This window comes from Burkholderia pyrrocinia (genome assembly GCF_022809715.1).
Classification (GTDB): Bacteria; Pseudomonadota; Gammaproteobacteria; order Burkholderiales; family Burkholderiaceae; genus Burkholderia; species Burkholderia pyrrocinia_C.
In genome coordinates this window covers 539,787-562,489 of record NZ_CP094459.1, presented here as the reverse complement: position 1 = coordinate 562,489, position 22,703 = coordinate 539,787, and the positions used below count along the sequence as shown (strand labels likewise).

Sequence of the window (22,703 nt, the reverse complement as noted above, 5' to 3'; positions counted from 1 at the left end):
TATTCGGCAGGAGATCGGGCAACCCCCTGTCGCGCGCCAGCCGCCGGCACCAGCGCGAATTTCGATTCGGTTCGTCAGAAATTGCTCAGGAACCATTCCTTCATCCGCGAGAAAACCTGCCCCGCGTTGCCGGACTGCACGGCGACCTTGCGGCCGCGCATGCGCTGAGCACTGCCTTCGACGAGCAGCCCCATCGCCGTCGAGTAGCGCGGATTGCGCACGACGTCGGAGAGGCCGCCTGCATACTCCGGCGCGCCGATGCGCACCGGTTTCAGGAAAATGTCTTCGCCGAGCTCGACCATGCCCGGCATCATCGCGGCACCGCCGGTAATGACCACGCCGGAGCTCAGCAGTTCTTCGTAACCCGACTCGCGCACGACCTGCTGCACGAGCGAGAACAGTTCCTCGACGCGCGGCTCGATCACGGCCGCGAGCGCCTGGCGCGACAGCGTGCGCGGGCCGCGTTCGCCGAGGCCCGGCACTTCGACCATCTCGTCCGGATCGGCGAGCGCCTGCTTCGCGATCCCGTAGCCGACCTTGATGTCTTCCGCATCCGGCGTCGGCGTGCGCAGCGCCATCGCGATGTCGCTCGTGATCTGGTCACCGGCGATCGGAATCACCGCGGTGTGGCGGATCGCGCCTTCGGCGAAGATCGCGATGTCCGTCGTGCCGCCGCCGACGTCGACCAGCACCACGCCGAGATCCTTCTCGTCTTCCGTCAGCACGGCCAGCGACGACGCGAGCGGCTGCAGGATCAGGTCGTTCACTTCCAGCCCGCAGCGGCGCACGCACTTGACGATGTTCTGCGCGGCGCTCACCGCGCCCGTCACGATGTGCACCTTCACCTCGAGGCGGATGCCGCTCATCCCGATCGGCTCGCGCACGTCTTCCTGGCCGTCGATGATGAATTCCTGCGTGAGGATGTGCAGCACCTGCTGGTCGGTCGGGATGTTGATCGCCTTCGCGGTCTCGATCACACGCGCGACGTCGGTCTGCGTGACTTCCTTGTCCTTGATCGCGACCATCCCGCTCGAGTTGAAGCTGCGGATGTGGCTGCCCGCGATCCCCGTGAACACGTTGGTGATCTTGCAGTCGGCCATCAGCTCGGCTTCCTCGAGCGCGCGCTGGATCGACTGCACGGTGGCCTCGATGTTGACCACCACACCTTTCTTCAGACCCTTCGACTCGCTCTGGCCGAGGCCGATCACCTCGTAGTGACCCTCGCCTTTCAGCTCGGCGACGATGGCCACCACCTTCGACGTGCCGATGTCGAGGGAAACCAGCAGATCCTTGTAGTCTTTGCTCATAAAGTGCTCTTGCGTGTGATCTCTCGTTACTTCTTGCGCTTGTCGGTATCGGTCAGGAACCGCATGCCTGCCGCGCGAATCGCGAATCCGTTCGGATAGCGCAGGTCCGCGTACTCGATGTCGTTGCCCCAACGCTCCGTGACGGCCGGCCAGGCCGCGACAAGGCGCTGGCTCCGGTCATGCAGCGTGTCGCTGTTGCGTTCCTTGCCAAGCTCGACCTGCATGCCGTTCGACAGCTTCACCGTCCACGCGTACCGCGCCGACAGCGTCACTTCTTCCGGCGCCGCCTTCAGCGGCGCAAACCATTTCCCGAAGTCGCGATACCGCGTGACGACTTCCTTCGCACTGCCCTCCGGGCCGTCGAACGCCGGCAGCTCCTTGTCCAGTTCGCCCTGGTTCGCGGTGAACAGCTCGCCGTCGACGCTCACCAGCTGGTCGCTGCCCCAGGTCCCGAGCGGTTTGTACTCCTCGAGCGTGACAGCCAGCGCATTCGGCCACACCCGGCGCACGCTCGCGTGCCGCACCCATGGCATCTGCTCGAACGCGGCGCGCGCCGTATCGAGATCGACCGTGAAGAAATTGCCCTTCAGCCGGCCGACCACGCCCGCGCGCACCGTCGGCGAGTTGATGTGCTCGGTGTCGCCGTCGATCCGGATTTCCCGCAGCGCGAACGTCGGGCGCTGGATCAGCCAGTAGCAGCCGGCCGCCGCCAACACGAGCAGCAGCAGCGCGTACAGCGCGCTGGCGGCAAGGTTAAGTTGGCGAACGTTGTTCCACATACGTCGTTTCGTTCCTGCGTCAGTCGTTGAGCGTGAGCGACAGCACCTTCACGACCAGCTCCGAATAGCTGATGCCGACCGCGCGCGCAGCCTTCGGCGGCAGCGAATGGTCGGTCATCCCGGGGGCCGTGTTCACTTCCAGGAAATACGCATTGCCGGCCGCGTCGAGCATGAAATCCGCGCGGCCCCAGTCGGTGCAGCCGAGCACGTCGAACGCGCGGCGCGCGATGCGCTTCAGCTCCGCTTCCTGTTCGGCCGGCAGGCCGCACGGGATCAGGTACTGCGTATCGTCGGCGACGTACTTCGCGTGGTAGTCGTAGAACTCGCCCGCCGGCACGATCTTGATCAGCGGCAGGTCGAGATCGCCGGCGATGCACGCGGTGTATTCGCCACCGCCCTCGATGCTCTTCTCGACGATCACGATCTTGTCGTGCGTCGCGGCTTCCTGCAGCGCGGCCGGCAGCGCGTCGGCCGTCTTCACCTTCAGCACCGCGACGCTCGAGCCTTCGCTCGCCGGCTTCACGAACAGCGGCAGGCCGAGCTTCGCGACGATTTCCGGCGCGCGCGCCGCGAGATCGTCGCCGCGCATCACCGTCTCGAACGGCGGCGTCGGCACGCCCGTCTGCTGCCACACGAGCTTCGTGCGGAACTTGTCGAGACCGAGCGCCGACCCGAGCACGCCGCTGCCCGTGTAGCGGATCCCGTAGAAATCGAGCGCGCCCTGGATCTGGCCGTTCTCGCCGTAGCCGCCGTGCAGCGCGTTGAACGCGCGCACGAAGCCTTCGTCCTTCAGCGCCGACAGCGGCTGCTCGGCCGGGTCGAACGGATGCGCATCGACGCCCGCGTCACGCAGGCCCTGCAGCACGAGGCGGCCCGAGGTGAGCGACACCTCGCGCTCGGCGGATTCGCCGCCGAACAACACCGCCACCTTGCCGAAACGTTTCGGATCGATCCCGCTCATGTCATGCCTTCTGTTGTGTGTTCTGCACGAGCTTCGCCGGCACGCCGCCGATCGAACCCGCGCCCATCGTGATCACCACGTCGCCGTTCTGCGCGACCTTCGCCAATGCGTCCGGCACGTCGTCGACCGTCGCGACGAACACCGGGTCAACCTTCCCCACCGCACGCAGCTCGCGCGACAGCGCGTCGCCGTTGGCCGTTGAAATCATGGCCTCGCCGGCCGCGTAGACTTCCGTCAACACCAGCGCATCGACCGTCGACAGCACGTTGACGAAATCGTCGAAGCAGTCGCGCGTGCGCGTGTAGCGATGCGGCTGGAACGCCAGCACGAGGCGGCGGCCCGGAAACGCGCCGCGCGCGGCCGCGATCGTCGCGGCCATCTCGACCGGGTGATGGCCGTAATCGTCGATCAGCGTGTACTGGCCGCCGTCCGCGGTCGGCACTTCGCCGTAACGCTGGAAGCGCCGGCCGACGCCGTTGAATTCCGCCAGCGCCTGCTGGATCGCGTCGTCCGCCACGCCGAGGTCGGTCGCGATCGCGATCGCCGCGAGCGCGTTCTGCACGTTGTGCAGGCCCGGCATGTTCAGCACGACCGCGAGCGGTGCGCGCCCTTCGCGGATCACCGTGAAATACATCCGGCCGTCGCGCGCATCGATGTCTTCCGCGCGCACCTGCGCGTCCGGCGACAGGCCGTAGCGCACGACCGGCTTCGAGATGAACGGGATGATCTGCCGCACGTTCGGATCGTCGACGCACACGACCGCGCTGCCGTAGAACGGCAGGCGCTGCGTGAATTCGATGAACGCCTGCTTGAGCCGCGCGAAATCGTGGCCGTAGGTGTCCATGTGGTCGGCGTCGATGTTCGTGATGACTTCGATCACCGGATACAGGTTCAGGAACGACGCGTCCGACTCGTCGGCCTCGGCGACGATGAAGTCGCCCGTGCCGAGCCGCGCGTTCGCGCCGGCGCTGATCAGCCGTCCGCCGATCACGAAGGTCGGATCGAGGCCGCCGGCCGCGAGCACGCTCGCGACGAGGCTCGTCGTCGTGGTCTTGCCATGCGTGCCGGCGATCGCGATCCCCTGCTTCAGGCGCATCAGTTCGGCGAGCATCACCGCGCGCTGCACGATCGGCACGCGCTGGTGGCGTGCGGCCAGCACTTCCGGGTTGTCCGAACGCACGGCCGTCGACACGACGACCGCGTTCGCGCCCTCGATGTTCGCCGCGTCGTGGCCGATCGCGATCCGCGCGCCGAGCGCCTGGAGACGATCGGTCACCGCGTTGCGCGACAGGTCCGAGCCGCTGACCTCGTAGCCGAGGTTGACGAGCACTTCGGCGATGCCGCTCATGCCCGCGCCGCCGATCCCGACGAAATGAATGTGTTTGACGATATGTTTCATTGCAATATTTCCAGGTTCGCGCCGGCCACCTTCGCGCAAACGCGCGCGACTTCATCGGTGGCCTCGGGCTTCGCCAATGAGCGCGAACGCTCCGCCATGTCCGCGAGCGACGCCCGCGTCTGGCCGCGCAGCCAGTCGGCGAGCAAATCCGCCGACAGGTCGCGTTGTTGCACCAGCACCGCCCCGCCCGCATCGGCGAGGAACGCGGCGTTGGTCGTCTGGTGATCGTCGACCGCGTAAGGGAACGGCACGAACAGCGCCGCCACGCCCACCGCCGCGATCTCCGACACCGTCATCGCGCCCGAGCGGCAGATCACGAGATCCGCCGCCGCATACGCGGCCGCCATGTCATCGATGAACGGCACGAGCCGCACGTCATCGCCGGCCGTGAAACCGGCCGCTTCATAATTCGCCTTCAGCGCGTCGATATGCTTCGCGCCGGCCTGGTGCACGATGCGCGGGTGTTCGCCCGGCGCCAGCAGCGCGAGCGCGCGCGGCACGACTTCGTTCAGCGCAGCCGCGCCGAGGCTGCCGCCGACGACCAGCACGTTCAGCGGGCCGCTGCGCGAGGCATAGCGTGCTTTGGGCGCTTCCGTGCGCGCAAGTTCCGTGCGAATCGGGTTGCCGGTCCATTCCGCGTGCGGCAGTGCGCCGGGGAACGCGACGAGCACGCGTTTCGCGAATTTCGCGAGCACCTTGTTCGTCAGGCCCGCGATCGAATTCTGTTCGTGCAGCACGAGCGGACGCCCCGACAGCGCGGTCATCACGCCCGCCGGGAACGTGATGTAGCCGCCCATCCCGAGCACGACGTCCGGCCGCACGCGGCGCAGCGCGCCAAGGCTCTGCCAGCACGCGCGCAGCAGGTTGAACGGCAGCGTCAGCTTGGTCTTCAAGCCCTTGCCGCGCAGCCCGCCGAACCGCACGTACTCCATCGGAATGCCGTGCTTCGGCACGAGCGTCGCTTCCATCCCGGCCGGATTGCCGAGCCACACGACGCGCCAGCCCGCCGCTTCCATCCGGTGCGCAACCGCGAGCCCCGGGAACACGTGGCCCCCGGTGCCGCCTGCCATCACCATCAGCGTGCGTCGCGAGGAGGTCATACCTTCCCTCCGCGCATCAACACCCGGTTTTCGTAGTCGACCCGCAGCAGCACCGCGAGCGCGACGCAGTTCAGCAGAATGCCGGACCCGCCGTAGCTCACCAGCGGCAGCGTCAGGCCCTTGGTCGGCAGCAGCCCGAGGTTCACGCCCATGTTAATGAACGTCTGCGCGCCGAACCAGATGCCGATGCCCTTCGCCGTCAGCCCGGCGAACGTGCGGTCGAGTGCGAGCGCCTGGCGGCCGATCTCGAACGCGCGGCGCACGATCCAGTAGAACAGCAGGATCACGACCATCACGCCGATGAAACCGAGCTCCTCGCCGATCACCGCGAGGATGAAGTCGGTATGCGCTTCGGGCAGGTAGTTCAGCTTCTCGACGCTGCCGCCGAGGCCGACGCCGAACCACTCGCCGCGGCCGAATGCGATCAGCGAGTGCGTGAGCTGGTAGGCCTTGCCCTGCGCGTAGCGCTCGTCCCACGGATCGAGATACGCGAAGATCCGCTCGCGACGCCACGGCGACAGCCAAACGAGCATCGTGAAAGTACCGACTGCCGTCGCGACGAGGCCGCCGAACAGCTTGCCGTTCACGCCGCCGAGGAACAGCACGCCCATCGCGATCGCGGCGATCACCATGAACGCGCCCATGTCCGGCTCGAGCAGCAGCAGCGCGCCGACGAGGCCGACCGCGCAGGCCATCGGCAGGAAGCCCTTCGCGAAGCTCTGCATGTATTCCTGCTTGCGCACCGTGTAGTTCGCCGCATAGATCGTCACCGCGAGCTTCATGACTTCCGACGGCTGCATGTTCGTGATGCCGAGCGGAATCCAGCGGCGCGCGCCGTTCACGCCCTTGCCGACGTGCGGGATCAGCACGATCACGAGGCTGACGAGCGCGATCAGGAAGAGATGCGGCGCGTACTTGTCCCACGTCGACACGGGCACGCGGAACGCGATCACCGCCGCGATGAACGCGACGACGAGCGATACGCAGTGGCGCATCAGGAACGCGTAATCGTGATACGACGCGTATTTCGGCGAATCGGGCATCGCGATCGACGCCGAGTACACCATCACGACGCCGAGCCCGAGCAGCGCGATCGCCACCCACAGCAGCGAGTAGTCGAAGTCGAGCATCCGCGAGCGGCTCGGGCGCACGCCGTTGACGACGCTCGCGAGGCCGCCCGTCGCGGCGCGCGTGGCCGACGCGACGCGACCGCCCGCGGCGTTGCCGCCGGCATCGCGCCGGTCGTTGAAACGGGAGACGAGGCGATCGGACCAGCTCATGGCGTCGCTCCTTTGTCGATGGCGATTTCGTCGACCGCCGCACGGAACACGTCCGCGCGATGGGCGTAGTTCCTGAACATGTCGAGGCTCGCGCACGCGGGCGACAGCAGCACCGCATCGCCCGGCTCCGCCAGGTCGGCCGCTGCATGCACCGCACCTTCGAGCGTCGCGTGATCGGCGAGCGGCACGCCCGTTTCGGCGAGCGTGTCGCGAATCGCCGGCGCATCGCGGCCGATCAGCATCACCGCGCGGCACCAGCGCGCGACCGGCGCGACCAGCGGCGCGAAATCCTGCCCCTTGCCGTCGCCGCCGGCGATCAGCACGATCTTCTGCGCGAGCCCGTCGAGCGCGGCAACCGTCGCACCGACGTTCGTGCCCTTGCTGTCGTCGACGTAGTCCACGTCGTCGATCGTCGCGATCACCTCGACGCGATGCGCTTCGCCGCGGTATTCGCGCAGCGCGTGCAGCAGCGGCGCAGCCGGCAGATCGATCGCACGCGCGAGCGCGAACGCGGCCAGCGCATTCGCCGCGTTGTGCAGCCCGCGAATCCGCAGCGCGTCGGCCGGCATCAGGCGCTTCTGCGCGATGTCGGGCGTATGCGCGGCGTCGCGCTTGCGCCGGCGGGTCGGCGCCGCTTCCTCCGGCGCTTCGCGATCGACGGCTTCCACCAGCCATGCGATGCCGTTGTCGCGCGACAGCCCGTAGTCGCCGTCCTGGGTCGGCTCGTTCAGGCCGAACGTGACCGTGCGCGGCGCGTCGGCCACGCCCGCTGCCGGCGCGAACTTCATCACGGCCGCGTCGTCGCGGTTCAGCACGCGCGTCGTCGTCGCGCCGAAGATCCGGCCCTTTGCGTGCGCGTACGCGTCGAAGCTGCCGTGCCAGTCGAGGTGGTCCTGCGTGATGTTGAGGATCGCGGCCGCATCGGGCGCGAACGTGCGTGCGGTCTCGAGCTGGAAGCTCGACAGTTCGAGCACCCACACGTCGGGCAGCGCCGTTTCGTCGATCGCGCCCGCGAGCCGGTCGAGCATCGCCGGGCTGATGTTGCCTGCGACGGCGACCTTCTTGCCCGCGCGCTGGCACAGCAGGCCCGTGAGGCTCGTCGTCGTCGTCTTGCCGTTGGTGCCGGTGATCGCGAGCACCTTCGGCTGGTAGCCGCTCGTGCCGAGCGCGCGCAGCGCCTGCGCGAAGAACTCCAGCTCGCCCCACACCGCGATCCCGCGCTCGTTCGCGGCCGCGACCAGCGCCGCGAGCGCCGGCTCGAGCGGCGACAGGCCCGGGCTCAGCCCGACGATCTCGACGCCGCCGTCGAGCAACGCAGGCGCGAACGGCCCGCCGACGAACTCCGCATCGATGCCTTCGGCCTGCAGCGCGGCAAGGTTGGGCGGTGCCTCGCGGGTATCGGCAATCCGCAGCCGGCACCCGTGCCTCGCGCACCATCGCGCGATCGCGAGACCCGATTCCCCGAGCCCCAGTACGAGCACCATCGGCCGTTGCCGATCTCCAAACATCTCGCCAGACATCCTTGTTACCTTTCCTTTACCGCAGCTTGAGGGTGGTCAGACCGAACAGGCACAGCATCAACGTGATGATCCAGAAACGCACCACCACCTGCGTTTCCTTCCAGCCGGACAATTCGAAATGGTGATGCAGCGGCGCCATCTTCAGCAGGCGCCGCCCTTCGCCGTAGCGCTTTTTCGTGTACTTGAACCACGAAACCTGCAGCATCACCGACAGCGTTTCCGCGACGAAGATGCCGCCCATGATGAACAGCACGATTTCCTGGCGCACGATCACCGCGACCGTGCCGAGCGCGCCGCCGAGCGCCAGCGCGCCCACGTCGCCCATGAACACCTGCGCGGGGTGCGTGTTGTACCAGAGGAACGCGAGCCCTGCCCCGCCCATCGCGGAACAGAAGATCAGCAGTTCGCCCGCGCCCGGGATGTGCGGGAACAGCAGGTATTTTGAATACACCGCGCTGCCCATCACGTACGCGAACACACCGAGCGACGCGCCGACCAGCACGACCGGCATGATCACGAGGCCGTCGAGGCCGTCGGTCAGGTTCACCGCGTTGCTCGCGCCGACGATCACGAAGTAGGTCAGCACGATGAAGCCCCACACGCCGAGCGGGTAGCTGATCGACTTCAGGAACGGCAGCATCAGGTCGGCGCGGGCCGGCAGCCCCATCGACAGCCCGCTGCGCACCCACGCCATGAACAGGTCGAACACGCGCACGTTGTTCGCCTCGGACACGCTGAAGGCGAGGTAGACGGCCGCGAACAGGCCGATCACCGACTGCCAGAAATACTTCTCGCGCGACGACATCCCGCGCGGATCCTTGTGGACGACCTTGCGGTAATCGTCGACCCAGCCGATCACGCCGAAACCGAACGTGACGAGCATCACGATCCAGATGAAACGGTTCGTCAGGTCGCCCCACAGCAGCGTCGCGACCGCGATGCCGATCAGAATCAGCACGCCGCCCATCGTCGGCGTGCCGGACTTGACGAGGTGCGTCTGCGGACCGTCCTTGCGCACGGCCTGCCCGACCTTCATTTGCGTCAGCTTGCGGATCACCCACGGTCCGCACACGAGCCCGATCCCCAGCGCGGTGATGGTGGCCATCACCGCCCGGAACGTGAGGTACGTGAACAAGCGCAAAAAGCTTGCGTCTCCTTGCAGCCATTGCGCCAGCGCCAGCAGCATGCTTCCTTCCTTCTACTCAGTGGGCAGCGGGCGTCGCGCCCGCTGCGGGTTGGTTCGTCAGCGCGTCGACCACGCGCTCCATCTTCATGTACCGCGAGCCCTTCACGAGCACCGTCGCCTGCGCGCCGTAGCCCGCCGCGAGCAGCGCCGACACGAGCGCGCAGACGTCGTCGAAATGGCGGGCCGTGTCGCCGTATGCCGTACAGGCATCGCGCGACGCATCGCCGAGCGCGAACAGCGCGTCGATCCCGCGCTCGCGCGCATAGGCGCCGATCTCGCGATGGAACGCCGGCCCTTCGTCGCCGACTTCGCCCATGTCGCCGATCACCAGCACGCGCGGCGCCGGATGCGCGGCGAGCACGTCGATCGCGGCACGCATCGAATCGGGGTTCGCGTTGTACGTATCGTCGACGACCGTCGCGCCCGCGAGGCTGCCGGCGATCGCCTGCTTCACCTGCAGCCGGCCCTTGACCGGCTCGAACGATTCGAGGCCCTGCCTGATCGCCGACAGCGCGACGCCGGCGCCCAGCGCCGCGGCCGTCGCGGCCAGCGCGTTGCGCGCGTTGTGCTCGCCGAGCGCACGCAGCCGCACCGTGACGGCGCCGGCCGGCGTGTCGATCGCGAGTTCGCCGCCTTGCAGACGGCCCGTGACCTGCGCTTCGGTCTGCCGGTCGGCATCGTTCAGCGCGAAATCGAGGATCCGGTTGCCCGTCGCCGCGACGCGCCAGATGCCCGCGTACGCATCGTCGGCCGGGAACACCGCGACGCCGTCCGGCGGCAGCGCGTGAATCACGGCCGCGTGTTCGAGCGCGACGGCTTCGACCGTCGCCATGAATTCCTGGTGCTCGCGCTGCGCGTTGTTGACGAGCGCGACCGTCGGCGCCGTGAGGCGCGCGAGGATTTCGGTCTCGCCCGGGTGGTTCATCCCGAGCTCGATCACCGCGAGGCGATGCGCGGCCGACAGGCGCAGCAGCGTCAGCGGCAGGCCGACGTCGTTGTTCAGGTTGCCGGCGGTTGCGAGCCGCGCGTCGGCGCCAACCGCCGCCGCGAAGATCGACGCGATCATTTCCTTGACGGTCGTCTTGCCGTTGCTGCCCGTCACCGCGACGAGCGGCAGCGGGAATCGTTTGCGCCAGCCGTGCGCGAGCGCGCCGAGCGCGGCACGCGTTTCGCCGCCTTCGATCGCCGGCATCGCGAGGCCCGCCGGCACGTGCGCGACCAGCGCCGCGGCAGCACCGCGCGCCGCGACATCGCCGAGGAAGTCGTGCGCATCGAAGCGCTCGCCCTTCAGCGCGACGAACAGGTCGCCCGGGCCGACCGTGCGGCTGTCCGTCGACACACGGTCGAACGTGACGCCCGCGTCGCCGTGAACGGTTGCGCCGGGAATCAGGCGAGCGGCTTCGTCGAGACTGAGCATCGTCATTCGCCGCCTCCCTTGCCGTGCGTCGCTCGCGCTGCCAGCGCGAGCCGCGCGTGATCCTGATCGGAGAACGTACGTTTCTTGCCCATGATTTCCTGCGTCGCTTCGTGGCCCTTGCCGGCCAGCACGACGACGTCCTCGCGGGCGGCGCCGCGCACCGCCTGCAGGATCGCGCTCGCGCGATCCTCGATACGACGTGCGCGAGCGGGCATGGTCATGCCCGCGACGATCTGGTCGATGATGCGCTGCGGATCTTCGCTGCGCGGGTTGTCGCTCGTGACGACGATTTCGTCGGCGAGCCGTTCCGCGATCGCGCCCATCAGCGGCCGCTTCGTCGCATCGCGATCGCCGCCGCAGCCGAACATGCAGACGAGCCGGCCGCCGCGCGCCGCGGCGATCGGGCGCAGCGCGTCGAGCGTCTTCTCGAGCGCGTCGGGCGTGTGTGCGTAGTCGATCACGACGAGCGGTTCGTCGTTCTGCAGCCGGCCGCCAAGCCGCTGCATCCGGCCGTTGACGGACTCGAGCCGTTCGATCTCGGCGAGTGCCGCGTCGAACGGCACGTCGGCCGCGAGCAGCGAGCCGAGCACGGCTAGCAGGTTGCTGACGTTGAACGTGCCGAGCGTGCCGACTTCGACGTCCGCGTCGCCCCACGACGAACGCAGGCGGAATGCCGTGCCGGTCGCGGTGGCGCGCACGTCGAGCGCGACCAGTTCGCGATCGGCGTCGGGCACCTGCGCGTCGCCGATCCCGTACGCGATCGTGCGCACGCGGCCGGCCAGCTTCTCGAGCAGGTTTTGGCCGGCTGCGTCGTCGCGGTTGACGACCGCCGCGCGCAGGCCGCGCCATGCGAACAGCTTCGCCTTCGCCGCCTCGTACGCGTCGAACGTGCCGTGATAGTCGAGGTGATCCTGCGTGAGATTCGTAAATACCGCGATGTCGAACGCCGTACCGTTCACGCGCCCCTGATGCAGCGCGTGCGACGATACTTCCATCGCCACGGCCCGCGCGCCCGCGTCGCGCAACTGCGCAAGGCTGCGCTGAAGCTGCGACGCGTCGGGTGTCGTGAAGCCCGTCGGCACGAGCTGGCCTGGCATCCCGCTGCCGAGCGTGCCGATTACCGCGCACGGCTGGTGCAGCGCCGTCAGCGCGGCGGCGATCCACTGCGTGCACGAGGTCTTGCCGTTCGTACCGGTCACGCCCACCGCGAGCAGGCTGTCGCTCGGGTCGCCATACCAGCCGCTGGCGATCTCGCCGGCAAGCTGGTCGAGCGCCGGCACCGCGAGCGCGACGGGCACGGCCGGCGCAGCGGCCAGCCCTTCCGGCTGATACAGCACGGCGGCCGCGCCGCGTGCGACGGCATCGGTAATGAAGGCGCGGTTGTCTGCCCCGTCGACTGCATACGCGACAAACACGTCGCCAGCCTTGAGGCTGCGCGTGTCGGCATGCAGTTGCGCGGCGGGGGCCACATGCTGACGCAGCCACGCAAGCGCGGCTGCGATCTGCTGATGCGCCGGATGGGAACTGCGGGCGGCGCTCATCGAACAACTCCTGGTGAATTACGCGTCGTGCTGGACACGATCATATGCTTCGCACCGCCACCCGCGGCCAGCTTTTGCGGCCCCGCTGCGGAAGGTGCTGCCGGCGAATCGTCAGACACGACCAGTTGCTTGATCGGCATGTTCGGCGGCACGTTCAGCGCACGCATCGTGTCGCCGGCGATCGCCGAGAATACGGGGCCGGACACCTGGCCGCCGAAGTGGCTGCCGGCGGTCGGCTCGTCGACCGACACCGCGACGACGATGCGCGGATTCGGCATCGGCGCCATGCCGACGAACGATGCGCGGTACTTGCGCGTATAGCCATGGCCTTCATGCTTGTACGCGGTACCGCTCTTGCCGCCGACGCGATAACCCGGCACGGCCGCATCCGGCGACGTGCCGCCCGGCGCGACCACCGTCTCGAGCATCGCGCGCACTTCGCGCGCGGTGGTCGGATTGAACACCTGCGTGCCCGCGACCTGCTGGTTGGGGTCGGTCTTGAAAATGGTCACGGGCATCAGCTCGCCGTCGTGCGCGATCGCCGTGTACGCCCGCGCGAGCTGGAACAGCGACACCGACAGGCCATAGCCGTACGACATCGTCGCCTGCTCGATGCGGCGCCAGCTCTTCCACGGCCGCAGGCGGCCGGCCACCGCGCCCGGGAAGCCGACCTTCGGCGCCTGGCCGAGGCCGATGCTGGTATACATATTCCACATTTCCTCGGGCCGCATCGTCATCGCGATCTTCGTCGCGCCGATGTTGCTCGACTTCTGGATCACGCCGCCGACCGTCAGCGTGCCGAAACCCGCGTCGTCGGTGATCGGCGCGCCGTCGAGCACGAAATGCCCGTTGCCCGTCTCGACGAGCGTGTTCGGCGTCACGCGATGCAGGTCGAGCGCGAGCGACACCGTGAACGGCTTCATGATCGAACCCGGCTCGAACACGTCGGTCATGATCCGGTTGCGCAACTGCTCGCCCGTCATGCGCGAGCGGTCGTTCGGGTTGTACGTCGGGTAGTTGACGAGCGCGAGCACCTCGCCGGTGCGCACGTCGACGACCATCGCCGCGCCGGCCTTCGCCTTGAACTTCTCGACGGCGGCCTTCAGGTTCGCGTACGCGATGTACTGGATCTTGCTGTCGATCGACAGGTCGACGTCGGTTCCGTTGTGCGGCGGGATCTGCTCGGCGACGTCCTCGACGATGTGCCCCATCCGGTCCTTGATCACGCGGCGCACGCCCGACGTGCCGGACAGCATCTTCTGGTCGCCGAGCTCGACGCCCTCCTGCCCTTCGTCCTCGACGTTCGTGAAGCCGATCAGGTGCGCGGTGATCTCGCCTTCCGGATAGAAACGCTTGTATTCGTTGCGCTGATAGATGCCCGGAATGTCGAGCGCGGCGACCTTGTCCGCGATGTCGATCGGCACCTGGCGCTTTACGTAGACGAAACCCTTGTCTTGCGACAGCTTCACGCGCAGCTCCTTCGACGTCATGCCGAGGAGCTTGCCGAGCTGGTTGACCTTGTCGGCATCGAGATCGTCCGGCACCGCGTCGGGAATTGCCCAGATTGCGCGCACGGGCAGGCTCGTCGCGAGCACGAGCCCGTTACGGTCGAGAATCTTGCCGCGCGTCGCGGGCAGCTCGAGCGTGCGCTGGTAGCGGCTTTCGCCCTGCTTCTGGTAGAACGCGTTGCCGGGCCCCTGGATCCAGAACGCCCGCGCGGCCAGCGCGACGAACGCCATGAACAGCATGAACACGACGAGCTTCGAGCGCCACATCGGCAGATGCACGCCCAGCACGGGGCTCGACGTGAATTTCACGTTCTGGCGCTTTTGCGACGGCTTCATCGCGCGCCCCCCTTGCCCTTGCCGGCCGTGTCGGCCGAAGCAGGGATCGGCGCGTCGATCGCCTTCGCGGCGCCCGGCGGCAGCGTCAGGTATTGCGTGCGGCCGGTCGTGATCGGCTGCATCTTCAGCGAATCGTTCGCAAGCTGCTCGATGCGCGACGTCTTCGACAGCGCGCTCTGCTGATATTGAAGCTGCGCGTAATCCTGCTGGAGCTGACGCTCCTGCGACTGCGCGCGCTGCAGCTGGATGAAGATCTGCCGCTGCTGGTTCGTCGAGTTGACGACCGACAGCGCGCAGCCCATCACGATGATCAGCAGGAAGATATTGAAGCGGCTCATGGCGTGACGCGCTCCGCAATGCGCATCACGGCGGACCGGGCGCGCGGATTCGCGGCGACCTCCGCTTCACTCGGAAACTGGCGGCTGATGATCTTGAGCGGCGGGCTCGGGAGATCGACGGCACGGATCGGCAGGCGACGATCGACCGCAGGCGCACTGGCGTGCGCCTGCATGAATCGCTTGACGATCCGGTCCTCGAGTGAATGAAAGCTGATGACCACCAGCCGCCCCCCTTGCTCCAGCAACGACAGTGCCGCGTCTAGTACGACTTGCAGGTCCGCAAGCTCTTGATTGACGTGAATCCGTATAGCCTGAAAGGTGCGGGTTGCCGGATCCTTGCCCTTCTCACGGGTTTTGACGACGTGACCCACGATTTGGGCAAGCTCGCCCGTGGTGTCGAGAGGCCCAAGACGGTCGGACTCTGCCCGGCGAGCAACAAGCGCCTTTGCAATCTGAAAAGCAAACCGTTCTTCCCCATAATCTCGTATCACCTCCGTCAATTCCTGCACCGAAGCCCGCGCGAGCCATTCGGCCGCCGACTCGCCACGCGTCGGATCCATTCGCATGTCCAGCGGACCATCGGCGCGGAAGCTGAAGCCGCGCGCCGGATCGTCCACCTGCGGCGAGGACACGCCCAGGTCCAGCAACACACCGGACACCTTCTCGACGCCGCGCGCCGCAAGCGCGTCGCGCATCGAAGCAAAGCTGTCATGCACGATCGAGAAGCGCGCATCCTCGATGCCCTGCGCCGTCTCGATCGCCCTCGGATCCTTGTCGAACGCGATCAGCCGCCCGGCCGCCGCCAGCCGCGCGAGCACCGCGCGGCTGTGGCCGCCGCGCCCGAACGTGCCGTCGACATAAACGCCGTCCGGCCGCGTCACGAGCGACTCGACCGCTTCATCCAACAGCACTGTCCGATGCTGCAATTCGTTTCCCATCGCGGGCGTCTCCGTCACCGCAATCAGAACGTGAAATTCTTCAGCGCGTCGGGCATGCCCTGCGCCATCGCCGCCTGCTCCTTCGCGTTGTAGGTCTGCGAATCCCACAGCTCGAAGTGACTACCCATTCCCAACAACATGACTTCCTTTTCCAGTCCGGCTGCCATGCGCAGCTCGGGCGATACAAGAATCCGGCCCGCGCTGTCGAGATCGACGTCCATCGCATTGCCGAGAAAAATTCGCCGCCACCAGTGCGCGTCCATCGGCAGCGCGGCGATCTTGGCGCGGAACACTTCCCATTCGGGGCGCGGAAACAGCAACAGGCAGCCGTCCGGGTGCTTGGTCACAGTCACCCGTCCTTCTGCCTGTCCTTGCAGCGCTTCGCGATAGCGAGCCGGCACCGACATCCGCCCTTTCGCATCGAGCGTCAGCGCCGACGCCCCTTGGAACACTTTCCGCTCTCCCGTTCAGGGCACCGAAGTACCCGACCAATGCTGAGAATTTAGCCGGAATAGCCCGCCAAATCACACAAAAATACACTTTCTCACACTGTCTCCCACTTTAGAGGAAGGGTGTGGCACGGTCAAGGGAGCGGCCCGCTTTTTTGACGAATTTTGTTAGTTAGAACAAGGACTTACGCGCACATGCTCATGCGCCCCCTCATTCCAAAAACCGTTATAAATGAATGAGCTAGTGCAACATGTGAAGGTGATACATGAGAAAGACGGGCCAGACGGGCGTGCGGACGGGGCTTTCGGGGGAGGGAAAACGTGGAATAAACGGGCGGTATCGGGGGCGGTGAGCCGGGGCGACGTCATGCGTCGCCCGGCGCAAATCTCACAGATAGTATGCAGTGCTCGTCATGACTTTCGACGCGGCACGCATCAGCATCCGCGCAGGCAGCGGCAGTTCGATTCCGCCGGCGTCGGTCGCGGCCTTGCCGTGCTTCACCTCGTCGATGCGCATCTGGTCGACGATCGCACGCGACGCCGTATCGGTCGCCGGCAGCTCCGACATATGGCCTTCCAGGTGACTCTCGACCTGCCGCTCCGTCTCGGCCATGAAACCGAGGCTGACCTTGTCGCCGAGCGTGCCGGCCGCCACGCCGATCGCGAGCGCGCCGGCATACCACAGCGGGTTCAGCAGGCTCGGACGCGAATCGAGCTCTTTCAGGCGGTGCGCAGTCCACGCGAGGTGGTCCTCCTCCTCGCGCGCGGCCTCCTCGAACATCGCCTTCGCCGACGCCGTGCGCGCGGTGAGTTTCTGCGCCTGATAGAGCGCCTGCGCGCAGACTTCACCGACGTGGTTCACGCGCATCAGCCCTGCGGCATGCGTACGCTCCGCGGGCGTCAGCTCGACGTCCGGCGCGGCGGCCGGCGCGGGCACCGGCCGGCTCATCCGGCTAATGCCGGTCAGCGATCGCAGGCCGCGATCGAATTCGCTGATCAGTTCATCCAACACCATCCTGTTCTCCTGGCTGCATGTGCCGCCGCGGGCGGCGAGAGCACGAGTCCGCTGCGTATCCGACTTGATTATTCAGCGGAAATTGCGGTTAACCCGTGATTTTAACCATTGTTGCATAAAGGAAACATGGCGACCTTGAGCTGCGGCATTTCGCTTTGTGGCAAAAAACGGTTTTGCTACATTACGTGCGACTTCTTGCGAAGTTGATGGGGCCCGTCAACAGAACATAACTATCTGCCCCGCCAAAAAAATTCAGTGATTCTTGGAGATCCGTTAATGAAAAAGTCGCTTCTCGCGCTCGTCGCGCTGGGCGCGTTCGCTGGCGCTGCTCATGCGCAAAGCAGCGTGACGCTTTACGGCATCATCGATGAAGGCCTGCTCTTCAACAACAACGCGGGTGGCAAGCACCTGTACAGCATGGCCAGCGGCGTGATGCAAGGCAGCCGCTTCGGCCTGCGCGGCACCGAAGACCTCGGTGGCGGCCTGAAGGCAATCTTCACCCTCGAAAACGGTTTCGACGTGAACAGCGGCAAGCTTGGTCAGGGCGGCCTGATGTTCGGCCGTCAGGCTTACGTCGGCCTGTCGAGCCAGTACGGTACGGTCACGCTGGGTCGTCAGTACGACTCCGTCGTCGACTTCGTCGGCCCGCTTGAGGCAGGCGACCAGTGGGGCGGCTACATCGCCGCTCACCCGGGCGACCTCGACAACTTCAACAACGCCTATCGCGTAAACAACGCGGTCAAGTTCACGAGCCCGTCGTACGGCGGCTTCACGTTCGGCGGCTTGTACAGCTTCGGCGGTCAGGCAGGCCAGTTCTCGAAGAACCAGGTCTGGTCGCTCGGCGCAGGCTACAACAACGGCCCGCTGGTCCTGGGTGTCGGCTACTTGAACGCACGCACGCCGGGCAACTTCGGCGGCATGTTCAACAACGGCTCGACGGCTGCGACGACGGCGGTATCGTCGCCGGTCTACGGCGCATACGCGAACAACGCGAACACGTACCAGGTCATCGGTGCAGGCGGCGCTTACACGTTCGGCGCAGCGACGATCGGCGCGACGTACTCGAACACGAAGTTCAAGGGCTTCTCGGTCGGTCCGTTCGTGAACCAGACCGCGACGTTCAACAACGGCGAAATCAACTTCAAGTATCAGCTGACCCCGGCGCTGATTCTCGGCGCAGCGTACGACTACACGCAAGGCAGCAAGATCGACGGCAACTCGGCAGCCAAGTACCACCAAGGCTCGCTGGGCGTCGACTACTTCCTGTCGAAGCGCACCGACGTCTACGTGATCGGCGTGTACCAGCACGCATCGGGCAACGCGCTCGACGCGAAAGGCAATGTCGTTCAGGCAACGGCAGCGATCAACGGTCTCGCAGGTTCGAGCACCAGCAACCAGGTCGCAGCACGCGTCGGCATCCGTCACAAGTTCTAATCAGCTTGTCTGACAAGCCGCAGCATATTGAAGGCGCCTTCGGGCGCCTTTTTCTTTTCCGGTGCGGTGGCAAGACGGGTGCGCGGCGGACCGGCCGGTCGCGTTGCACGCATCGCCGGAGCTCCGTGTCCGTTCGCTGCGCGAAAACCCACGGCCAGACGCCGGCCGCTGCGGGAAACCACCTCTTCCGATCCGTGCCGCAAACAAAAAAGCCCGGCACAAGCCGGGCTCTTCCGTTCAACCGCGCTGCTACGCGCGTCCGTTACGCGCGTCCGTCGCGCAGCTCGCGCCGCAGGATCTTGCCGACGTTCGTTTTCGGCAGCTCCGTGCGGAACTCGACCAGTTTCGGCCGCTTGTACCCGGTGAGCCGCTCCTTGCAGTAAGCAAGGATATCCTTGTCGGTGAGCGCTGGGTCCTTCTTCACGATGAACAGCTTCACCGCTTCGCCGGAATGCTCGTCCGGCACGCCGACGGCCGCCACCTCGAACACGCCCGGATGCGACGCCACCACGTCCTCGACTTCGTTCGGATACACGTTGAAGCCGGACACGAGAATCATGTCCTTCTTCCGGTCGACGATCTTCACGTAACCGCGCGCATCCATCACGCCGACGTCGCCAGTCTTGAAGAAGCCGTCCGGGAACATGACCTTCTCGGTCTCGTCGGGCCGGTTCCAGTAGCCGGCCATCACCTGCGGCCCACGGATGCAGATCTCGCCGGGCTCGCCGAGCGCGACGTCGTTGCCGGCGTCGTCGCGAATCGCCACTTCGGTCGACGGCAGCGGCAAGCCGATCGTCCCGCTGTATTCGGTCGCCGTCACCGGGTTGCAGGTCGCCACCGGCGACGTCTCGGACAGCCCGTATCCTTCGATGATCGCGGTATGGGTCTTTTCATACCAGCGCTTCGCGACGCTCTCCTGGATCGCCATGCCGCCGCCGTTGGCGATCACGAGCTTCGACAGGTCGAGCTGACTGAATTCGGGATGGTTCAGCAGTGCGTTGTACAGCGTATTGACGGCCGGAATCGTCGAGATCTGGTAGCCCTTCAGTTCCTTGATCATCCCGCCGATGTCGCGCGGGTTCGGGATCAGGATGCCCATCCCGCCCGTGCGCATCGTCAGGAAACCGCAGACGGTCAGCGCGAACACGTGATACAGCGGCAGCGCGACAACCGTCACGAACTGTTTCACCTCCGGGTACTTCTCATGAGCCGGATGGTGCCAGGCGCCGGCCTGCAGCACGTTCGACACGATGTTCCGGTGCAGCAGCGTCGCACCCTTCGCGACGCCGGTCGTACCGCCCGTGTATTGCAGGAACGCGGCGTCGTCGGGGCCGATCTTCTGCGGCTTGAACGCCTGTCGCGCGCCTTCCGACAGCGCTGCCTTGAAGCGCGTGAACGACGGCAACTGCCACGCAGGCACCATCTTCTTCACGTTGCGCACGACGTAATTGACGAGCCATCCCTTGATGCCCAGCAAGTCGCCCATCGACGCGACGACGACATGCTTGACGGCCGTATTCGCAATGACGGCCTGCAGCGTCGACGCGAAATTCTCGAGGATGACGATCGCCTCGGCGCCGCTGTCCTTCAACTGATGTTCGAGCTCCCGCGGCGTGTAGAGCGGATTGACGTTGACGACGGTATAGCCGGCGCGCAGTACCGCGGCGATCGTCACCGGGTACTGCAGCACGTTCGGCATCATGATCGCGACGCGCGCACCGCGCGCGAGACCACGGGATTGCAGCCACGCGCCGAACTGGCGCGACAGCTTGTCGAGTTCGCCGTACGTGATGCCCTTGCCCATGCAGACGAATGCCGTGCGATCGCGATACTGCCGGAAGCTTTCGTCGAGGAGGTCCGGGACGGACGGATAAGGAGACGCGTCAATTTCGGCTGGAACGCCGGGTGGGTACGATTTCAGCCAAATTTTTTCCATACTGCGCGTCTCCTCACAGATTTTCGAATGGTCGTGCTAAAACGCATCGTAGCGGCTCGCCCGTCCCGAGACAACAGGGTTAGATGTCCACTTCGAACTTCCGCGAAAAATCGTCTGATCATACGGGAATATTCGATCAAATTCGCTCAACTTCCACAAGACAATCGTAAAACGTCGCCGAATTGCCGAGATCGGTCAGCGCCTGGCTCGTCACTTCGTTTGCGTTCCTGCCGTCCGGCGACAGCTTCTTCCACCAGATCGACAACCCGACAACGAGCCCAGCACGTGCGCGATCGGTAATTCTCGCGAGCGCCTGCATGGATCCGCGGTCGTTGAAGATGCGTACGACGTCGCCGTCCGCGATGCGGCGCGCACTGGCGTCGGACGGGTGCATGTCGAGGTGCGGCTCGCCTTCCGTGGTGCGCAGGCTGTCGACGTTCACGAACGTGCTGTTCAGGAAGTGGCGGGCCGGCGGCGAAATCATCGCGAGCGGATAGCGCGCGGCGAGTTCGGGTGCGGCCTCGGCCGATTCGAAAGGCGGCAGGTAATCGGGAACGGGGTCCATGCCCATCTGCTCGAGCCGCGGGCTGTAGAACTCGCACTTGCCGGATGGCGTGCGGAAACCGCCATTCGCGAACGGTGCGTCCGGCAGCTTCAGCTTCAGCCAGCCTTCCCGCTTCAACGTGTCCCAGTCGCTGTCGAGCGCCGGATCGTCCCACCGGAGCGCCGCGCGCGCGACCTCTTCGTCGCTGTGATAAAGCGCCGGCTCGTCGAGCCCCATGCTGCGCGCGATGCCGCGAAAGATCTCTGTGTTCGGCCGCGCGTCTCCGACCGGCGGAATCGACGGCAGGTTTGCCATCACATAGGTGTGGCCGTACGATTTGTGGACGTCCAGGTGCTCCAGCTGCGTGGTCGCCGGCAGCACAATGTCGGCGAAATCGACGGTATCGGTCTTGAAATGCTCGAGAACGACCGTGAACAGATCGTCGCGCGCAAACCCTGCTGCAACCTTCGAGGAATCCGGCGCGACTGCCACCGGATTCGAGTTGTACACGATCACCGCCTCGACCTTGGGCCCGAACGTTGCGTCACCCGCGTGCAACAGCGCATCGCCGATCGCGTTCATGTTGATGATGCGCGGCAGCTTGTGCGGCCAACCCGGCATCAAATCCGGGCGCAGCAGTGCCTGCTGGTTGACCGGCGCGGATTCCGACGACGAGAGCAACAGCCCGCCAGCCCGATCCCGCCAGGCCCCTGTCAGCGCCGGCAGACTCGCAATCGCGCGCACGGCGTTACCGCCGCCGCGAACGCGCTGCATGCCGTAGTTGAGGCGAATCGACGCCTTGCGGGTCGCACCGTAACGACGAGCAAGGTCGATCAGCTCCGACGCGTCGATGCCGCAGATCTGCGCGACGCGTTCGGGCGGATAAGACATCGCCCGCGCCTTGAGTGCGTCAAAACCGAGCGTATGGCGGGCGATGTAGTCGTGATCGAGCAGGTCTTCGGTAATCAGCACGTGCATCATGCCGAGCGCAAAGGCGCCGTCGGTACCCGGCTTCAACGCGATGTGCTGATGGCATTTCTCCGCTGTCAGCGAACGATACGGGTCGATCGCGACAAGACGGGCGCCACGGCGCTTCGCTTCCTGCGCACGCGTCCAGAAGTGCAGGCTCGACGCGATCGGGTTTGCGCCCCATATCAGAATCAGCTCGCTTTCCTCGAAATGCTCGAGGTGCATGCCGAGGCTACCGCCATACGTGTAACGCAGCCCCGCTGCACCGGCGGCCGCGCAGATCGCGCGTTCGAGCCGCGATGCGCCGAGCTTGTGGAAGAGCCGCTGGGCGATGCCCTCGCCCTGCACGAGTCCCATCGTCCCCGCGTAGCTGTACGGCACGATCGCTTCGGGTTCGCGCGCGGCGATTTCACCGAGGCGGCGGCCGATCTCGTCGAACGCTTCGCTCCAGCTGATCGGTGCGAAGCGCCCCTCCCCCTTCGCGCCGACACGCTTGAGCGGGACCGTCAGGCGATCGGGATGATGAACCCGATCGGCATATCGGCTGACCTTCGTGCACAACACGCCCTGCGTCGGCGGATGGTCGGGATCGCCCGTGACCTTGATCGCCTTGCCGTTTTCGACGGTCACACGCATGGCGCACGTGTCCGGACAATCGTGCGGGCAAACGGCCCGGGCTACCTGTGTGGCGGCGTTCATCGTTTTGAATGCAGAGATGGGGATTCGCAAATTTTACGTGGGCACGC

At 66.2% G+C, this 22,703-nt stretch carries 18 protein-coding genes; 1 reads left to right on the top strand and 17 read right to left on the bottom strand.

The genetic code is table 11. The features are described 5' to 3' along the window. Positions 1 to 74: 74 nt before the first annotated feature. From ftsA to coq7, 15 genes are all read right to left on the bottom strand, one after another. Positions 75 to 1,307, bottom strand: coding sequence for a cell division protein FtsA (ftsA, locus tag MRS60_RS02605; protein ID WP_034182640.1), 1,233 nt, complete (start codon positions 1,305 to 1,307; stop codon positions 75 to 77). 26 nt (positions 1,308 to 1,333) lie between these two features. Beyond that, on the bottom strand, positions 1,334 to 2,086 hold the full coding sequence (locus MRS60_RS02600; RefSeq protein ID WP_034182639.1) for a cell division protein FtsQ/DivIB: 753 nt from the start codon (positions 2,084 to 2,086) through the stop codon (positions 1,334 to 1,336). Positions 2,087 to 2,105: 19 nt separating this feature from the next. Continuing rightward, a complete protein-coding gene (locus MRS60_RS02595) occupies positions 2,106 to 3,047 on the bottom strand; it encodes a D-alanine--D-alanine ligase (protein WP_243565179.1) in 942 nt (313 codons plus the stop codon). 1 nt (position 3,048) lies between these two features. Next, positions 3,049 to 4,446: a UDP-N-acetylmuramate--L-alanine ligase gene (gene murC / locus MRS60_RS02590; RefSeq protein WP_105389885.1), complete on the bottom strand. Its 1,398-nt coding sequence runs from the start codon at positions 4,444 to 4,446 to the stop codon at positions 3,049 to 3,051. Next, positions 4,443 to 5,546 (bottom strand): undecaprenyldiphospho-muramoylpentapeptide beta-N-acetylglucosaminyltransferase, encoded by a 1,104-nt coding sequence (murG, locus tag MRS60_RS02585; protein WP_175750259.1) that lies wholly within the window; start codon positions 5,544 to 5,546, stop codon positions 4,443 to 4,445. The genes murC and murG overlap by 4 nt, the downstream gene beginning before the upstream one ends. Next, complete coding sequence (gene ftsW / locus MRS60_RS02580) at positions 5,543 to 6,826, bottom strand: putative lipid II flippase FtsW (protein ID WP_034182635.1); 1,284 nt, start codon at positions 6,824 to 6,826, stop codon at positions 5,543 to 5,545. Before ftsW ends, murG begins: the two co-directional genes overlap by 4 nt. After that, on the bottom strand, positions 6,823 to 8,334 hold the full coding sequence (gene murD / locus MRS60_RS02575) for a UDP-N-acetylmuramoyl-L-alanine--D-glutamate ligase (protein ID WP_034182634.1): 1,512 nt from the start codon (positions 8,332 to 8,334) through the stop codon (positions 6,823 to 6,825). Before murD ends, ftsW begins: the two co-directional genes overlap by 4 nt. Before the next feature lie 28 nt (positions 8,335 to 8,362). After that, positions 8,363 to 9,532, bottom strand: a complete 1,170-nt coding sequence (gene mraY, locus MRS60_RS02570) for a phospho-N-acetylmuramoyl-pentapeptide-transferase (RefSeq protein ID WP_006477019.1) — start codon at positions 9,530 to 9,532, stop codon at positions 8,363 to 8,365. A 16-nt stretch (positions 9,533 to 9,548) separates the two neighbouring features. Continuing rightward, positions 9,549 to 10,955 (bottom strand): UDP-N-acetylmuramoyl-tripeptide--D-alanyl-D-alanine ligase, encoded by a 1,407-nt coding sequence (locus tag MRS60_RS02565; RefSeq protein WP_243565178.1) that lies wholly within the window; start codon positions 10,953 to 10,955, stop codon positions 9,549 to 9,551. Next, entirely contained in the window at positions 10,952 to 12,490 is a 1,539-nt protein-coding gene (locus MRS60_RS02560) for a UDP-N-acetylmuramoyl-L-alanyl-D-glutamate--2,6-diaminopimelate ligase (protein WP_243565177.1), read from the bottom strand. The genes MRS60_RS02565 and MRS60_RS02560 overlap by 4 nt, the downstream gene beginning before the upstream one ends. After that, positions 12,487 to 14,334, bottom strand: coding sequence for a peptidoglycan D,D-transpeptidase FtsI family protein (locus MRS60_RS02555; RefSeq protein ID WP_034182631.1), 1,848 nt, complete (start codon positions 14,332 to 14,334; stop codon positions 12,487 to 12,489). Before MRS60_RS02555 ends, MRS60_RS02560 begins: the two co-directional genes overlap by 4 nt. Next, on the bottom strand, positions 14,331 to 14,672 hold the full coding sequence (ftsL, locus tag MRS60_RS02550) for a cell division protein FtsL (protein WP_009694564.1): 342 nt from the start codon (positions 14,670 to 14,672) through the stop codon (positions 14,331 to 14,333). Before ftsL ends, MRS60_RS02555 begins: the two co-directional genes overlap by 4 nt. Further along, positions 14,669 to 15,610, bottom strand: a complete 942-nt coding sequence (gene rsmH, locus MRS60_RS02545; RefSeq protein ID WP_034182630.1) for a 16S rRNA (cytosine(1402)-N(4))-methyltransferase RsmH — start codon at positions 15,608 to 15,610, stop codon at positions 14,669 to 14,671. The genes ftsL and rsmH overlap by 4 nt, the downstream gene beginning before the upstream one ends. A gap of 23 nt (positions 15,611 to 15,633) precedes the next feature. Further along, positions 15,634 to 16,062 carry a division/cell wall cluster transcriptional repressor MraZ gene (mraZ, locus tag MRS60_RS02540; RefSeq protein ID WP_006487094.1) on the bottom strand — a complete coding sequence of 143 codons (429 nt, stop codon included), beginning with the start codon at positions 16,060 to 16,062 and terminating at the stop codon, positions 15,634 to 15,636. A 385-nt stretch (positions 16,063 to 16,447) separates the two neighbouring features. Beyond that, entirely contained in the window at positions 16,448 to 17,074 is a 627-nt protein-coding gene (gene coq7 / locus MRS60_RS02535) for a 2-polyprenyl-3-methyl-6-methoxy-1,4-benzoquinone monooxygenase (RefSeq protein ID WP_034182629.1), read from the bottom strand. A gap of 276 nt (positions 17,075 to 17,350) precedes the next feature. Here coq7 and MRS60_RS02530 point away from each other — a divergent pair, with 276 nt between their 5' ends. Further along, entirely contained in the window at positions 17,351 to 18,508 is a 1,158-nt protein-coding gene (locus tag MRS60_RS02530) for a porin (RefSeq protein ID WP_034182628.1), read from the top strand. A gap of 262 nt (positions 18,509 to 18,770) precedes the next feature. Here the strand turns inward: MRS60_RS02530 and MRS60_RS02525 are convergent, their stop codons facing one another. Continuing rightward, entirely contained in the window at positions 18,771 to 20,444 is a 1,674-nt protein-coding gene (locus tag MRS60_RS02525; RefSeq protein WP_243565176.1) for a long-chain fatty acid--CoA ligase, read from the bottom strand. A 136-nt stretch (positions 20,445 to 20,580) separates the two neighbouring features. Continuing rightward, positions 20,581 to 22,656 carry a molybdopterin-containing oxidoreductase family protein gene (locus tag MRS60_RS02520; protein WP_243565175.1) on the bottom strand — a complete coding sequence of 692 codons (2,076 nt, stop codon included), beginning with the start codon at positions 22,654 to 22,656 and terminating at the stop codon, positions 20,581 to 20,583. Between the last annotated feature and the right edge of the window lie 47 nt (positions 22,657 to 22,703).